Below are 15,929 nucleotides of genomic sequence, written 5' to 3'. Positions count from 1 at the left end.
AAATGGAAGCATCATTTCAAAGACACCGCCGCCTGCGGACGACAGCAGGTATGCGAAAATTGGTAAGAGAAACCGAGTTAAGAGCATCTGACTTTATTTATCCGATATTTGTAACCGAGGAAGAGAACGTTAAAAGCGAAGTTCCGTCCATGCCGGGCGTATACCAGCTGTCTTTGGACCGGCTGAAAGAGGAAATGGAGGAAGTCGCAGGCCTCGGCATTCAATCTGTGATCGTCTTCGGCGTGCCTGAACACAAAGATGATGTGGGAAGCGGAGCCTATCACAACCACGGCATCGTTCAAAAAGCGATTGCACAAATTAAACAAGACTTTCCTGAGCTTGTCGTTATCGCAGATACATGCCTATGCGAGTACACGGACCACGGTCACTGCGGCCTTGTGGAAAACGGTGAAATACTAAATGACGAATCGCTCGTTCTTTTGGCAAAAACCGCTGTCAGCCAAGCCCGTGCAGGCGCTGACATTATTGCGCCTTCAAACATGATGGACGGTTTCGTTGCCGCCATCAGGGATGCGCTTGATCAGGAAGGATTTACAAATGTGCCGATCATGTCGTACGCTGTAAAATATGCGAGCGCGTTTTACGGCCCGTTCCGCGATGCCGCGGGAAGCAGTCCGCAGTTCGGCGACCGCAAGACGTACCAAATGGATTATGCCAACCGCAGGGAGGCTCTCCGGGAGGCAAAATCCGATGTGGAAGAAGGCGCCGATTTCCTGATCGTCAAGCCGACGCTTTCATATCTTGATATCGTCAGAGAAGTGAAAAACGAATTTAACCTGCCTGTTGTCGGATACAATGTAAGCGGGGAGTATGCGATGGTCAAAGCCGCGGCACAAAACGGCTGGATTGAAGAAAAAGCTCTTGTTCTCGAAATGCTGACAAGCATGAAACGGGCGGGCGCTGATTTGATCATTACGTACTTTGCAAAAGATGCGGCAAAATGGATTTCGGAATAAGAATTTGAACTGGGGGTTTTAGAGGATGCGGAGCTATGAGAAGTCTAAAGCGGCATTCGAAGAGGCGCAACGAGTCATGCCTGGCGGGGTGAACAGCCCGGTCAGAGCCTTTAAATCAGTGAACATGGACCCGATTTTTATGGAACGGGGAAAAGGATCAAAAATCTATGATATTGACGGAAACGAATACATCGATTATGTCTTGTCATGGGGACCGCTTATTTTAGGACACAGCAATGAAAAAGTGGTGAAAGAAATTCAAAACACGGCAGAACACGGGACAAGCTTCGGTGCACCGACAGAACTGGAAACCGAGCTTGCCGAGCTTGTCATCGACCGCGTTCCTTCCATAGAAATCGTTCGGATGGTAAGCTCCGGTACGGAGGCGACGATGAGCGCCTTGCGGCTGGCGCGCGGTTACACAGGCCGTAACAAAATCGTGAAATTTGAAGGCTGCTACCATGGACACGGTGATTCCCTGCTGATTAAAGCGGGCTCTGGAGTAGCAACGCTCGGCCTCCCTGACAGTCCCGGAGTTCCGGAAAGCATTGCAAAAAACACGATTACCGTTCCTTACAATGATCTGGAAAGCATGAAGCTTGTCTTTCAGGAATTCGGAGAGGACATTGCCGGCGTTATCGTTGAACCTGTCGCGGGCAATATGGGTGTTGTACCTCCGGTTAAAGGGTTCCTCGAAGGGCTTCGCGAGCTGACTGAGACGCATGGCGCTCTGCTGATTTTTGATGAAGTAATGACAGGCTTCAGGGTGGGCTACAACTGTGCGCAAGGCTATTTCGGAGTGACGCCTGATTTGACTTGCCTCGGAAAAGTGATCGGCGGCGGTCTTCCTGTCGGCGCTTATGGAGGAAAGGCGGAAATCATGGAGAAAATTGCGCCGAGCGGTCCGATCTATCAGGCCGGCACGCTGTCCGGCAACCCGCTTGCCATGACAGCCGGACTCGAAACATTGAAACAGCTGACTCCTGAATCCTACCAGGAATTCTCCCGCAAAGCAGACCGTTTGGAAAAAGGAATTTCTGAAGCTGCCGGGAAAAATGGCATTCCGTGTACATTTAATCGAGCGGGGTCTATGATCGGCTTTTTCTTCACAAATGAACCGGTCATCAATTATGATACAGCGAAACAGTCTGATCTCGGACTGTTTGCCGAATATTATAAAGGGATGGCCGATGAAGGCGTGTTTCTCCCGCCTTCACAGTTTGAAGGGCTGTTCTTGTCAACCGCTCATACGGATGACGACATTGAGCATACGATTCAAGCTGCTGAACGCGTATTCGAAAGAATCAGCCGCTCCAGATAAAGAAAAGGGCTGCCGGACATTGCCGGCGGCTCTTTTTTGCATGGTGCCGGTAACGGCTTATGATTTTTCTGTTCATATTCTCCCTGCTTTTCTCATACATCTTTACTGACATCTAATTTTAAAAATTAGGTGAAGGGAGGATATCAGTTTGCCGCAAAACAATCGTTTGCAATTTTCTGTGGAAGAGTCAATCTGTTTTCAAAAAGGACAGGAAGTATCCGAATTATTATCGATTTCATTGGATCCTGACATTACCGTTCAGGAAGTAAATGATTATGTATCCATACGAGGGTCATTAGAGCTGACAGGCGAATACAACATAGATCAAACCCGGGAATATGCAGAGCTGCCTGCGACAAGCCGATTTGTGGAAGATGTAAAGCTGAAAGGGGACGGCAGCGCAGAGCTGACGCATTGTTTCCCAGTGGATATCACCATCCCGAAAGACAAGGTCAATCATTTAAACGACGTATTTGTTTTTATTGACGCTTTCGATTATCAGCTGACAGATGCGAGAATGCTGACGATTCAAGCTGATTTGGCGATTGAAGGCCTCTTGAATGTAAGCGGTGAAGCCGGAGAAGAAGAACCGCGTACTATGCCTGCGGCCGTCCAGCCGGAAGAGGAGCTTGAGCCTGCCTTCAGATCACCTTCAAACGACGAAGAACAGGGTAAAGAGGAAGAATTTTTGATTCAGCTTGACAGATCTTATGAAGAGCAGGACGAAGAACAGCCGTATGAAGAAGCAGAAGAAACTGATACCGATGCGGAAGCGGTTCCGATTTACCAGTCGTTTCTCGGAGACGATACAGAGGAAACAAAGCCGTTTTTTACAGCGTCTTTGTCTGCGGCAGAGCGGACGAAGCGCGAAATGGAAAATCCAAAAGACGCCGCTCTTGAACATCCGGAAGAAGAATATGAGCTGAAAAGGGAGAAAGTAGAAGCAAAGCCGGAGGAATATGAGCTGAAAAGGGAGAAAGTAGAAGCAAAACCGGAAGAATATGAGCTGAAAAGGGAGAAAGTAGAAGCAAAACCGGAAGAATATGAGCTGAAAGAGGAGAAAGTAGAAGCAAAACCGGAAGAATATGAGCTGAAAAGGGAGAAAGTAGAAGCAAAGCCGGAAGAATATGAGCTGAAAGAGGAGAAAGAAGCAAAGCCGGAAGAATACGAGTTAAAAAGGGAAGAAGCGGAAGCAGAGCCGGAGCCGCTCCAAAGGGCTTATCAAACTCATGATGAACCGAAAGAAACCCCGTTCTACGGTGTTCCGCCTCTTTTGGAGGAAGACCAGAATGACAGGGAGCCTGAGACGTTTGAAGTTGAAGTGACACAGAAAGCAGAAGCGATTGATGAAGAAGAGGAAGCCGGACATACCATTGAAATCCCGGAATATTCGTTTCATGAGCAGACGGAGCCTGAAGAAGAAAGAGATGAGATGCCGGCAGCAGACGACCAGGAAGTGTCAGCTAAGGAGAATGACAATGCTCTCTATTTGACAAAGCTGTTTACAAAACAGGGAGAGGAGGAGTTTACTCGAATGAGGATGTGCATCGTTCAGCAAAACGATACCATTGATCTTTTGTGCGAGCGCTATGATATTAATGTCCAGCAGCTCATCCGGATGAATTCCCTTTCCCTTGACGAGGAATTAAAAGAGGGACAGATCCTTTATATACCGGATTATCAAAACAGCCATGCCTAATGCATTGATAAAAATGTGGTGAAGCCGATGGAAGGCATCCAGTCTGTTTTAAATGAGTACGGTCTTACGCCTGAATATATGGAATCGGTCAGTCCAAAGGTATGGAAAGTGTATACGGATCACGGTGTATTCGCCCTGAAAAAATTGGCGGCTTCAAGAAACGCCCGCTTCACAGAACAGATGATCATGCTGGAGGAAAAAGGCTACAGGCAGTTTGTCCCCGTCTATCGAAACCGCACGGGCGAATTTTTAACGCAAGCCGGAGAAGATGTCTGTTATCTCATGCCTTGGCTTACCCTTGAAAGAGAGGAAGAGCGTGACCAAAAACACGAATATATGTTTAAAGAAATCGCTCTTCTTCACCAGCGAACGGAAAAAGAGCTCGGTGTGAGGCGGGAAGAAATACTCGGGCACTATGAACGGACAAAACGGAAATGGGAACAGCAAAAACAGAAATATGAAGAATTCATCTCAAGAGCGGAAAACGAATGGTATATGTCCCCGTTCCAGCTTCAGGCAGCCATGTATTTCAAAGAGACGATATCAGCTGCAGACTTTGCGCTTGCCCGCCTTGAAGAGTGGTATGAGACCATGAAAGACAAAGAGTCTTCGAGAATGGTTTTAAACCACGGGCAGCTGTCCGTCCGGCATTTTCTCTATAACGATACCGGAACGGGTTACTTTACGAACTTTGAGAAAGCGGGACACGGGCCCCCAGCGAACGATCTCATCGTATTTTTCACAAGAATGTTTAAGACGAATCCCGTGATGTGCACGGAATGTGTAAACTGGTTTTATACGTATCACAATGTCTATCCTTTGCGGGAGGAAGAAATCAGCTTATTCCTCAGCTATATGGCTTACCCCGGGCCTGTATACGGTGTGCTGAACCGCTACGACCTTGAGAAGGGGCCCGGAGAAAAAGAAGCCTGTACAATGCTTTTGAAGGCGTACTGGCAAATGAAAAACGCCGAACCGCTTGTGATGAGCATTCACGAGACGGAAGAAAACAGAAAACTGCAGGAAGAAACAGAGTCCCCATCATCATGATGCGGACTTTTTTCGTGCTTATATCCAGTCAAGGTGAAAGGCGCACGCAAGGAATATGAGAATGCCCAAAAGGAGGACATCAAATGTGGTCGGAAAGATGATCGTGCGTATGCCCTGGAAGATCGTGATCGGGAGGACGACTTGAACAGCAACAAGCCTGACTTGCTTCAGCCACGGCTGGAATGAATGTGTGTTGAATTTTTTTCGCATCTTATGCCTCCTCTCTTATCGTTACAGCATCATATGAGGAAAAGGAGCTTGTGTGCATGGCCCAGTATCGTATAAAACAAGAGAAAAACGGAAAAGATGATTGACGAAAATGAAAAAGATTTAGTAATATAAGAAAAAGAAAAAGTACGTGCTGAAAAGTCAATGATCACCCGCTTTGAATGGGAAGAGTACAAAAACAGACGCTTGCAGAGAGGGAAGCCGGTTCGCTGAAAGGCTCCCAGTCAGTCTTTTTTGGAAGGTCGCCCAGGAGCGCAATTTCTCGAACAAAAAGTAGAGAAATTCGGGAAAGTCCCGTTATCCCATTTAAGTGCGTGAATGCGTTTTTTTCGCATTCATGAAAAAAGGTGGTACCGCGAGAGAGTTCTCTTCGTCCTTTTAACAGGATCGAGAGGGCTCTTTTTTATTGTTCAGCCGTTTAATACTGTTGGAGGTTTGAAAATGGATAATCAAGAACTGACGATGCCGACAAAATACGATCCGTCTGCAGTTGAAAAAGACAGATACGACTATTGGGTGAACGGCAAATTTTTTGAAGCGAAAAACGACCCTGAAAAAGAACCGTACACCGTTGTCATTCCCCCGCCGAATGTGACGGGTAAGCTGCACTTGGGGCATGCTTGGGATTCCACCTTGCAGGATATCGTGACAAGAATGAAACGGATGCAGGGCTATGACGTGCTCTGGCTGCCGGGTATGGATCACGCCGGTATTGCAACTCAGGCAAAAGTAGAAGCGAAGCTTCGCGAAGAAGGAAAAACGCGCTATGATCTCGGCCGCGAAAAATTCCTTGAAGAAACATGGAAATGGAAAGAGGAATATGCCGATTTTATTCGCAGCCAATGGGCGAAAATCGGGCTTGGCCTTGACTATTCAAGGGAGCGTTTCACCCTTGATGAAGGGCTTTCTAAAGCGGTTCGCGAAGTATTTGTGAAGCTATATGAAAAAGGGCTGATTTACCGCGGAGAATATATCATTAACTGGGACCCGGCCACTAAAACGGCTCTGTCTGACATCGAAGTCATCTATAAAGACGTACAAGGCGCGTTCTATCATATGCGCTATCCGCTGAAAGACGGTTCAGGCTCGATTGAAATTGCGACGACCCGTCCGGAAACGATGCTCGGCGATACAGCGGTTGCGGTACATCCGGAAGACGAGCGGTACAAACACCTAATCGGAAAAACGGTTATTCTGCCGATCACAGGAAGGGAAATTCCGATTGTCGGAGACGACTACGTCGATATGGAATTCGGCTCAGGTGCCGTCAAAATTACACCTGCCCATGATCCGAACGACTTTGAAATCGGAAACCGCCACAACCTTGAACGCATTCTCGTTATGAATGAAGACGGCACAATGAATGACAAGGCGCTTCAATATAAAGGCATGGACCGTTTTGAATGCCGCAAGCAGATCGTGAAAGATCTTCAGGAAGAGGGCGTGCTGTTCAAGATTGAAGAACATACGCATTCGGTCGGCCACAGCGAACGCAGCGGAGCAGTCGTTGAGCCGTATTTGTCAACGCAGTGGTTCGTGCAAATGCAGCCGCTTGCCGATGCCGCCATCGAATTGCAAAAAAGCGAAGGAAAAGTCAACTTCGTCCCTGACCGTTTTGAAAAAACGTATCTGCACTGGATGGAAAATATCCGCGACTGGTGCATTTCCCGCCAGCTTTGGTGGGGCCACCGTATTCCTGCGTGGTACCATAAAGAAACGGGGGAAATCTATGTGGGCGCTGAAGCTCCTGAAGATGCCGAAAACTGGGAGCAGGACAAAGACGTTCTTGACACATGGTTCAGTTCCGCTCTTTGGCCGTTTTCAACGATGGGCTGGCCGGATATCGATGAGGAAGATTTCAAGCGTTACTATCCGACGAACGTCCTTGTCACAGGATACGATATCATTTTCTTCTGGGTATCCAGAATGATCTTCCAAGGTATCGAATTTACCGGAGAACGTCCGTTTAAAGATGTTTTGATCCACGGGCTTATCCGCGATGACCAGGGCCGCAAAATGAGCAAATCGCTCGGAAACGGCGTCGATCCGATGGATGTGATCGATAAGTACGGAGCGGATTCGCTGCGCTACTTCCTTGCGACGGGAAGCTCTCCAGGGCAGGATTTACGCTTCAGCTTTGAAAAAGTGGAGTCAACATGGAATTTTGCGAACAAGATTTGGAACGCATCAAGGTTCGCCCTGATGAACATGGACGGCATGACATACGAAGAGCTTGATCTGTCAGGAGAAAAATCAGTTGCCGATAAGTGGATTTTAACAAGGTTGAACGAAACGATTGAAACTGTGACACAGCTGGCTGACAAGTACGAATTCGGCGAGGTTGGCCGCCATCTCTACAATTTTATCTGGGATGATTTCTGCGACTGGTACATCGAAATGGCTAAACTTCCGCTTTACGGTGAAGATGAAGCGGCGAAAAAGACGACCCGCTCTATTTTAGCGTATGTGCTGGATCAAACGATGCGCCTGTTGCATCCGTTTATGCCTTTCCTGACGGAGGAGATCTGGCAGCATCTTCCTCACGAAGGGGAATCCATTACAGTCGCCAAGTGGCCTGAAGCTGTTAAAGAATATACGGACACCGAAGCAGCGGCGGATATGAAGCTTCTCGTTGAAGTCATCCGCGCTGTACGGAACATCCGGAGCGAAGTCAACACGCCGCTTAGCAAGCAGATTGAGCTTTATATTAAAACAAGCACGCCGGAAATCGCCGAACGACTTGAAGAAAACCGTTCGTACGTAGAACGCTTTACGAATCCGAGCCTTCTTCAAATCGGAACGGATATTCAGGCGGTCGATAAAGCGATGACCGCTGTCGTATCCGGCGCCGAGCTGATTTTGCCGCTCGAAGGTCTGATTAACATTGAGGAAGAAATCAGCCGCCTGCAAAAAGAACTCGATAAGCTGACGAAGGAAGTTGAACGGGTTCAAAAGAAATTAAGCAACGAAGGATTTATGAAAAAGGCGCCTGCACATGTCATTGAAGAAGAGCGGGCGAAAGAAGCCGATTATACGGCAAAACGTGAAGCTGTAGAAAAAAGAATTGCCGAATTGAAAAATTAATCAACGAAAAAAGGAGGTGTTTTCCAGGTCTTTCTAAAGATGCTGGAAAACACCTTCATCAATTGAAGGGAAGGAATTCGCTTGTTCAAAACGTTTGATGAAGCACTCAGCTGGATTAACGGAAGGCTTAAATTCGGCGTGAAGCCGGGTTTGGAACGAATGGAATGGCTTCTGAGAAAGCTCGGGCACCCCGAGAAAAAGCTTAATGCGATTCATGTCGCCGGAACAAACGGAAAAGGTTCAACGATCGCTTTTCTCCGTACGGTATTAAATGAAGCCGGTTATACAGCAGGCACCTTCACATCACCGTATATCATTACCTTTAACGAACGGATCAGCGTTGACGGCGCACCGATCTCGGACGACGAATGGACGGCGCTCTTTAATGAGGTCGGGCCTCTCGTCCTTGAGCTTGAAAAAACCGAATTCGGAGCAGCCACCGAATTTGAAATTATTACGGCATGCGCATTTTTATATTTTGCTAAATACCGGCGCACCGATTTTGTTATTTTTGAAACGGGATTAGGCGGCCGTTTGGATTCGACAAACGTCGTGAAGCCGATGTTAACGGTCATCACTTCGATCGGCCATGATCATATGGCAATATTAGGCGGCACGCTGAAAGAGATTGCCGCAGAAAAGGCGGGAATCATCAAACACGGCGTTCCTGTTATCACAGCCGTTCATCAGCGTGAAGCAGCTGAAGTGATAAAGCGAAAGGCGATGGAGACAGAATCTGCTTTTATATCCCTTCATGAGGATTGCGAGCTGTCCGGAGAGCGTTCACTGCCCGATGGAGAGCAGTTTTCACTGAAAACACCGTTACATCGTTATGAAAGAATTGAAACAAGCCTGATCGGCACCCATCAGCGGCAAAACGCGTCTCTGGCCATACTTGCGGCCGAATGGCTGACAGCCGAAAAACATGCGGCCATCAGCGAAGAAGAGCTGAAACGCGGCATTCATAAGGCGGGATGGCCCGGCCGGTTTGAGAAGGTATTGAACAGGCCTCTCGTTTATATCGACGGCGCTCATAACAAAGAAGGGGTAGAGCGGCTGGCCGAGACGATCACGTCCCACTTCGACGGGCGAAATATTCACGTATGCTTCAGTGCTCTCAAAGATAAGCCGTACAGAGACATGATCCGCAAAATCGAGTCGTTTGCGTCATCGATTCACTTCACATCTTTTGATTTTCCGAGAGCGGAATCCGCTCAAAAGCTGTTTGAGCAAAGTACCGCTGATCATAAAACATGTGATGAAGACATCGGCTCTGTTTTCCGCTATATCGAAGAACAAGCTGAAGATGAAAAAGCGGTGGTCATTGTTACCGGGTCGCTTTACTTTATTTCCGCTGTCAGGGCAGTTTTAACTGAATAAAAAACATAAAAATGCGCTTTTGGCCATCGGCTGACTGCGCATTTTTATGTTTTATGAAAAGCGGAGGCGCTTCATATTTGCTAAAATAACAGCCTCAGGAAGCCGTTTTTTCCCATGAAGCGGTTAAATTTGATTGTGCGAGGCTGATAGTGATGTTCATCTTTTACCTTTTTACGGCGGGGTTAGTGCTCGGTTCCTTTTTTAGTTCAGCCGGGCGACGCATCCCTGAAAAGATATCATTGATTGCTCCGCGTTCCCTCTGCCGGGCTTGCAAAAGAAAGCTGGGCCTCGCGGAGCTGATACCTGTTTTGTCCTATTTGATGCAGCGGGGGAGGTGCAAGGGGTGTCAAACCCCGATATCGATCGTGTATCCGGCAGTTGAGCTCTCCGCCGCCATCCTGTTTGCGTTTGCCGGTATGCAGGTTGGGCATCAGGGGGAGCTGGTGATTGTGCTTGCTCTTATTTCCCTGCTTTTGATCGTCTTTGTATCTGATGTGACACATATGGTCATTCCGGATGCTGTGCTTTGTTTTTTCCTGATTGTCTTTGCTGTCGGACGGATTCTTGTTCCCCTCGAGCCGTGGCATTCCGGTTTAAGCGGTGCGTTTGCCGGCGGCATGCTTCCGCTCTTGACGCTGCTTTTGACGAAAGGAGGGATCGGCTGGGGGGACGTAAAGCTGTTTGCGGTGCTCGGCATGGCGCTCGGCAGCCGCCTCCTCATTCTCGCTTTTTTCCTTTCGGCAGCCGCAGGAACGGTGCTTGGTCTGATTGCATTGCTGGCAGGAAAGCTAAAGAAAAATGAACCTATGCCGTTTGCTCCCGCGATTCTGATCGGGACGCTGATAAGCTGTTTCTATGGCAATCCAATGATCGAGTGGTATCTTCAAATGGCACGGTGGTAAAAAATTTGACGAAACCTTTTTGGGCAAGACGACAAAAGTCTTGTTCTTTTTTTTTGAGGCTGTGATAAAGTGTGGACAATAAGAGGGACAGCCTTTGGGAGAACTCCTCCTTCCTTCTGGCTTCCCTCTGCCGATCGTATAGAGAGCGGCCAATCTGCCGCCTAATCTCAATATAAAACAATAAACGGAAAGCGAGGGAAGCCACATGAAAAAACGGAAGAGCAAGAAAAACTCAGCTAAAAAAGTGCCCCAGGAAGACCCGCTTAAAGTGATGATCAATGGCAGAGAAGAGACCATCTACGGAAATGAAAAAGAGTTTTCCAACAGAAATGAAGAAAAGAAGTTCACCTTTTCAAACTGGGAAGAAAAGAGAAAGGCGGAACGGGAAATATCGGCTTCAAAAGAGGACGGCGCACCTGAAACAGATGAATTTACATGGACGCCTCCAGACGAAGAAGAAACCGTGTACAAAGACGATCCCAAAGTGGTGGCGCCTTATCAAAAGAAAAACGAGGCTAAAAACAACCGAAAAGCGAAAATGTCCCTTACGTTTCCTTTGAAGCGCTTTGCTGCAACCATTATCTTTGCTGTGTTGCTCGGCACGGGACTCGGGCTGTTCGCGCTGAATCTCGCAACCCATAAAGAAGGAGTGCCGGCATCCGGCAGCCTGGGTGCGGATGCGGAAAACGGACAGGCGGTAAAAGCCGGTGACTCAGGTGCCGAAGAGAAAAAGAGCGGACAAAAAAATAGCGGACAAGCGGGAGAATCTTTTCACAGCTTTGCCGTTCAGGCCGGCAAGTTTTCATCTAAAGAAGGAGCGGAGACGCTGGCCTCTCAAATCGCAGACAAGGGGTATGCCGCCGTTTCGATTGCCAAAGACGACGGATTTTATGTGATCGCCGGAATAACAGGGGAAAAACAGATGACATCTGAAATTGGCAAAATATTAATCGAAAACGATTTTGAAGCGTGGGGCGGAAAAGAGCTTCCGGTTGCACTCGAGCCCGGTTTGCTAGAGCCTTTTAAAGAAGCGGCCGAGCTGTCGGCAAAAGCGATTCTCGGCGCGGAGGTTACATCTCAAAACATAGCTGATGTCAAAGCTGAACTTGACGGCGCCAAATCAAAAGGAGAATCTGAAGAGGTAAAGAAGAGCATACTGGAAGCCGTCAACCTGCTTGAGAAACCGACCGCAGCCAACGGCTGGAAAAGCCAGCAGTTATTGCTGAGCCAAATAAAATAAAAAAACCAGCAGAGGCGCTGGTTTTTTTATTTTCACGATTTTTGTTATTAAAAAGTTACTTTTCTGAAATTGTGGCGGCGGCGTTCTTTTGGTAGGATAAAACAGGTATCTTTTTTTCCTATGCAAAAACCTTTGAAAGGATGTCTTCTTATGACCCGACAGCTCATATTGGCTTCACAATCACCCCGCAGAAAGGAACTCCTCGATCTTCTTCAGATTCCGTACAGCATCGTTACGAGCAACGCGGAAGAAAAATTAATTCGAAACTTTTCACCAGCAGAAAACGTCAAATGGTTGGCGGAACAAAAAGTGCGTGCAGTAGCCGAACAATATCCTGATGCCGTCGTGCTTGGCGCCGACACCATTGTTCTTTATGACGGGGCTTATTTGGGCAAGCCCAAAGATGCCGAAGATGCAAAAAGGATGCTGAGCATGCTTTCGGGACAGACCCATTCAGTGCTTACCGGCGTCTGCATTAAGGACGGCGAGAGATGCGAAACATTTTTTGAAGAAACCGAAGTCTTTTTTTGGCCTCTTGAAGAAAAGGAAATCAGCGCTTACATCGCTACAGGAGAGCCGTTTGATAAAGCCGGTTCATACGGAATACAAGGAAAAGGCGCGCTTTTTGTCAAACAGATAAAGGGAGACTACTATACAGTTGTGGGTCTTCCGATTTCCAAAACGATGAGAATGCTGAAAACGTTCGATCTTCACTCCTTTTGATAAACCGAACGAGAAGGGAATCAAAAGGGAGGGTTTATCATAAGCGATCTGCCGTTGAAATTAAAGGATTTTCCTGATGAAGAAAGGCCGCGGGAGCGCCTTCTCAACACAGGCGCCGAAAGTTTGTCAAACCATGAACTGCTCGCGATACTGCTCAGAACCGGGACGAAAAAAGAATCGGTTCTTCAGCTTTCAAGCCGGCTGCTTCAAACGTTTGACGGCCTCCGTTTGTTAAAAGAAGCATCCGCTGAGGAGCTTTCAAGCATTTCCGGGATCGGCCGCGCCAAAGCCGTGCAGATTTTGGCGGCGCTCGAACTTGGCCGGCGCATTCACAGCCTTGCCTGCAAAGACCGTTATGTGATCCGTTTTCCCGAAGATGCGGCCAATTTTTTAATGGGGGATATGCGCTTTCTGTCTCAGGAGCACTTCGTATGCCTGTATCTGAACACGAAAAACCAGGTGATCCACAAGCGAACAATTTTTATAGGAAGCTTGAACTCTTCAATCGTCCATCCGAGGGAAGTGTTTAAGGAAGCTTTAAAGCGCTCCGCAGCCTCATTCATCTGCGTCCACAATCATCCGTCCGGAGATCCGGCTCCAAGCCGCGAAGACATAGAAGTTACACAGCGCCTTCACGAGTCCGGACAGCTGCTTGGAATCGAATTGCTCGATCATATCATCATCGGTGATCAAAAATTTGTGAGCTTAAAAGAAAAAGGATATTTGTAACACTTTTTTTTTCATTAAATTAAGCTATAATAGAATTTATGGGTTTTTGCTTAGGAATATTGTTTTAAGAAAGGAAGATACATACAAATGTTTGGAATTGGTGCGAGAGACCTTGGAATAGATTTAGGAACGGCGAATACGCTTGTTTTTGTGAAAGGTAAAGGAATTGTCGTCAGGGAGCCTTCCGTCGTTGCGCTGCAAACAGATACAAAGCAGATCGTTGCAGTCGGAAACGATGCGAAAAACATGATCGGACGTACGCCCGGCAATGTCGTCGCCCTCCGCCCGATGAAAGATGGCGTAATCGCTGATTATGAAACAACAGCGACAATGATGAAACATTATATTAGCAAAGCTGTTAAAAACAAAGGCTTATTTGCGAGAAAGCCTTATGTCATGGTTTGTGTCCCGTCGGGAATTACGGCGGTTGAGCAGCGTGCGGTAATCGACGCTACGCGCCAGGCCGGGGCGAGAGATGCATATCCGATTGAAGAACCGTTTGCAGCGGCGATTGGAGCCAATCTTCCTGTTTGGGAACCGACTGGAAGCATGGTGGTCGACATCGGCGGCGGAACGACCGAAGTCGCGATTATTTCCCTCGGCGGCATCGTCACATCCCAGTCTATTCGCGTTGCCGGTGATGAAATGGATGAAGCAATCATTACTTATATTAGGAAAACATATAACTTGATGATCGGTGACCGTACTGCGGAAGCGATCAAACTTGAAATCGGTTCTGCCGAAGCTTCTGAAAACGGAGAAAGCATGGAAATCCGCGGCCGCGATCTTTTAACAGGTCTGCCGAAAACGATTGAAATCACTGAAAAAGAAATTACAGCGGCGCTTCGCGACACTGTGACTGCAATTGTCGATGCCGTAAAAAATACGCTTGAAAAAACTCCGCCTGAACTCGCGGCTGATATTATGGACCGCGGAATCGTCCTGACAGGAGGCGGTGCGCTGCTGCGCCACTTGGACAAAGTCATCAGCGAAGAAACGAAAATGCCGGTTTTAATTGCGGAAGACCCTCTTGACTGTGTAGCGATCGGAACAGGTAAAGCTCTCGAGCAAATTCATCTATTTAAAGGCAAAAATTAAGGACACAGGGAATAGAAGAGGTGTATAATCATGCCGCAGTTTTTTACGAATAAACGGTTGATGCTTTTACTCCTTTGTATCATCATTTTAGTGGCAATGATTGGATTTTCGTTAAAGAATGACCGGAATGCAACTTGGCCCGAAAAATTTATTGGCGATACAACTGGTGTATTCCAGACGATTTTTCATACGCCCGCTCAATTTTTTGCGGGCTTCTTTGAAAATATCGAAGACTTAAAAAATACGTACAGCGAAAATGAGCGCCTGCGGAAAAAGCTCGACGGCCAGACGCAATACGAGGCAAAGCTGCAAGAGCTTGAAAATGAAAATAAGTCTTTAAGAAAAGAGCTCGGCCATTTGAAATCAATTAAAGACTACACGCCGATTCTGGCGACTGTAATCGCCAGAAATCCCGATAAGTATGAGTGGTGGAACCTGATCACGATTAACAAAGGTTCTAAGCACGGCGTCGAAAAGGATATGGCGGTCACAGATGAAAACGGCAACTTGATCGGGAAAATCAAAAGCACTAAAGTGAACAATTTCACTTCCACCGTCCAGCTTTTAAGCGCAACAGACAGAAACAACAGAATTTCTACGGTTATCGCTGCAAATAAAGGCAAGAAAACGGTCAACGGAATCATCAACGGCTACGACTCTGAGAAAAAGGCGCTGTCAATGGAAATCATTGAGCCTGATGAAGACAGGGAAGTGAAAAAAGGAGACCTCGTCGAAACTTCCGGTGCGGGCGGCGTTTTTCCGAAAGGCCTGACAATCGGAAAAGTGACAGAGGTTGAACCCGATTCCTACGGCTTGACAAAAATCGCTTATGTAGAGCCGGCGGCCGATATGTATAACCTTGATAACGTGATCGTCGTCGACAGAACGCTTGATACGGTGGATGTCAACAAGATGGACGATGAGGAGGAAGGTTCGTGAAACGCTTCCTTCTTCCCGTCGTGATGATGTTTGTTTTAGTATCTGACAGCGTCTACGCGGATTTTGTCAACCTGCCTTTTGTGACGGAAGAACAGCAGCTCATCCCGCGTTTTCTGCTGCTTGTCTTAGTTTTTATGACGGCTTATGTCAATCAGCCTTTTGCCATTACATATGGATTTATTTTCGGACTGTTATATGATATTAATTACACCGACCTTTTAGGTGTATATATGTTCGGTTTTGCCGGTATTTGCTATTTATCGTCAAAAGCATTCAAAGTATTGCAGACAAACGCGCTGGTCGTCATTTTTATTTCGCTGCTCGCCGTCTGTGTTCTTGAATTTTACCAATATGGCGTGCAGATGCTGATACGTCCGGAAATCATGCCGTTCCATCAATTTGTGCTCGGCAGGCTCCTGCCTACGCTTGGGCTGAACGCCGTTGGCGGCCTTTTGCTCATTTACCCGTTCAAATGGTTTTTTACCAGTCTTAAGAAAGAGCTGAGGAATGAGTAAAAGAGGATTTTATGAGCCGATGTCGAAAAGAGTATGATGTTGAG

14 protein-coding genes and 1 other annotated feature are annotated in these 15,929 nt (G+C 47.3%); of the genes, 13 read left to right on the top strand and 1 reads right to left on the bottom strand.

Annotated elements, in window-relative coordinates; genetic code table 11:
• Nucleotides 1–2: 2 nt before the first annotated feature.
• The 4 genes from hemB to ysxE all read left to right on the top strand — a co-directional run bounded on the left by hemB (nucleotide 3) and on the right by ysxE (nucleotide 5,047).
• Nucleotides 3–977, top strand: coding sequence for a porphobilinogen synthase (gene hemB, locus CP943_RS15400; RefSeq protein ID WP_020452461.1), 975 nt, complete (start codon nucleotides 3–5; stop codon nucleotides 975–977).
• A 25-nt stretch (nucleotides 978–1,002) separates the two neighbouring features.
• Entirely contained in the window at nucleotides 1,003–2,298 is a 1,296-nt protein-coding gene (hemL, locus tag CP943_RS15395; RefSeq protein WP_020452460.1) for a glutamate-1-semialdehyde 2,1-aminomutase, read from the top strand.
• A 148-nt stretch (nucleotides 2,299–2,446) separates the two neighbouring features.
• Complete coding sequence (locus tag CP943_RS15390) at nucleotides 2,447–3,997, top strand: LysM peptidoglycan-binding domain-containing protein (protein WP_105981124.1); 1,551 nt, start codon at nucleotides 2,447–2,449, stop codon at nucleotides 3,995–3,997.
• A gap of 27 nt (nucleotides 3,998–4,024) precedes the next feature.
• Nucleotides 4,025–5,047, top strand: a complete 1,023-nt coding sequence (gene ysxE / locus CP943_RS15385; protein WP_105981123.1) for a spore coat protein YsxE — start codon at nucleotides 4,025–4,027, stop codon at nucleotides 5,045–5,047.
• A gap of 18 nt (nucleotides 5,048–5,065) precedes the next feature.
• Here the strand turns inward: ysxE and CP943_RS15380 are convergent, their stop codons facing one another.
• The gene (locus tag CP943_RS15380) at nucleotides 5,066–5,257 is read right to left on the bottom strand and encodes a hypothetical protein (protein WP_020452457.1); all 192 of its coding nucleotides are present in this window, start codon (nucleotides 5,255–5,257) and stop codon (nucleotides 5,066–5,068) included.
• A gap of 166 nt (nucleotides 5,258–5,423) precedes the next feature.
• Nucleotides 5,424–5,656: a binding site (T-box leader), on the top strand.
• Between the two features lie 60 nt (nucleotides 5,657–5,716).
• Between CP943_RS15380 and CP943_RS15375 the strand changes: the two genes are divergently transcribed.
• The 9 genes from CP943_RS15375 to mreD all read left to right on the top strand — a co-directional run bounded on the left by CP943_RS15375 (nucleotide 5,717) and on the right by mreD (nucleotide 15,885).
• Entirely contained in the window at nucleotides 5,717–8,359 is a 2,643-nt protein-coding gene (locus CP943_RS15375) for a valine--tRNA ligase (RefSeq protein ID WP_023855427.1), read from the top strand.
• Nucleotides 8,360–8,440: 81 nt separating this feature from the next.
• On the top strand, nucleotides 8,441–9,739 hold the full coding sequence (locus tag CP943_RS15370; protein ID WP_187362334.1) for a bifunctional folylpolyglutamate synthase/dihydrofolate synthase: 1,299 nt from the start codon (nucleotides 8,441–8,443) through the stop codon (nucleotides 9,737–9,739).
• Nucleotides 9,740–9,891: 152 nt separating this feature from the next.
• Entirely contained in the window at nucleotides 9,892–10,641 is a 750-nt protein-coding gene (locus tag CP943_RS15365) for a prepilin peptidase (RefSeq protein WP_105981122.1), read from the top strand.
• A 205-nt stretch (nucleotides 10,642–10,846) separates the two neighbouring features.
• Nucleotides 10,847–11,881 carry an SPOR domain-containing protein gene (locus CP943_RS15360; protein ID WP_026579135.1) on the top strand — a complete coding sequence of 345 codons (1,035 nt, stop codon included), beginning with the start codon at nucleotides 10,847–10,849 and terminating at the stop codon, nucleotides 11,879–11,881.
• A gap of 150 nt (nucleotides 11,882–12,031) precedes the next feature.
• Nucleotides 12,032–12,604 carry a Maf family protein gene (locus CP943_RS15355; protein ID WP_020452452.1) on the top strand — a complete coding sequence of 191 codons (573 nt, stop codon included), beginning with the start codon at nucleotides 12,032–12,034 and terminating at the stop codon, nucleotides 12,602–12,604.
• A gap of 54 nt (nucleotides 12,605–12,658) precedes the next feature.
• Nucleotides 12,659–13,333 carry a RadC family protein gene (radC, locus tag CP943_RS15350; protein ID WP_020452451.1) on the top strand — a complete coding sequence of 225 codons (675 nt, stop codon included), beginning with the start codon at nucleotides 12,659–12,661 and terminating at the stop codon, nucleotides 13,331–13,333.
• 87 nt (nucleotides 13,334–13,420) lie between these two features.
• Nucleotides 13,421–14,431, top strand: coding sequence for a rod shape-determining protein (locus tag CP943_RS15345; RefSeq protein WP_003184042.1), 1,011 nt, complete (start codon nucleotides 13,421–13,423; stop codon nucleotides 14,429–14,431).
• Between the two features lie 30 nt (nucleotides 14,432–14,461).
• Nucleotides 14,462–15,370, top strand: coding sequence for a rod shape-determining protein MreC (gene mreC / locus CP943_RS15340; protein WP_020452450.1), 909 nt, complete (start codon nucleotides 14,462–14,464; stop codon nucleotides 15,368–15,370).
• The gene (gene mreD, locus CP943_RS15335; protein WP_020452449.1) at nucleotides 15,367–15,885 is read left to right on the top strand and encodes a rod shape-determining protein MreD; all 519 of its coding nucleotides are present in this window, start codon (nucleotides 15,367–15,369) and stop codon (nucleotides 15,883–15,885) included. The genes mreC and mreD overlap by 4 nt, the downstream gene beginning before the upstream one ends.
• Nucleotides 15,886–15,929: the final 44 nt, after the last annotated feature.

This window comes from Bacillus paralicheniformis (genome assembly GCF_002993925.1).
GTDB lineage: Bacteria > Bacillota > Bacilli > Bacillales > Bacillaceae > Bacillus > Bacillus paralicheniformis.
The sequence above is the reverse complement of the archived record's forward strand: the minus strand, read 5'-3'. Positions and strand labels throughout refer to the sequence as shown.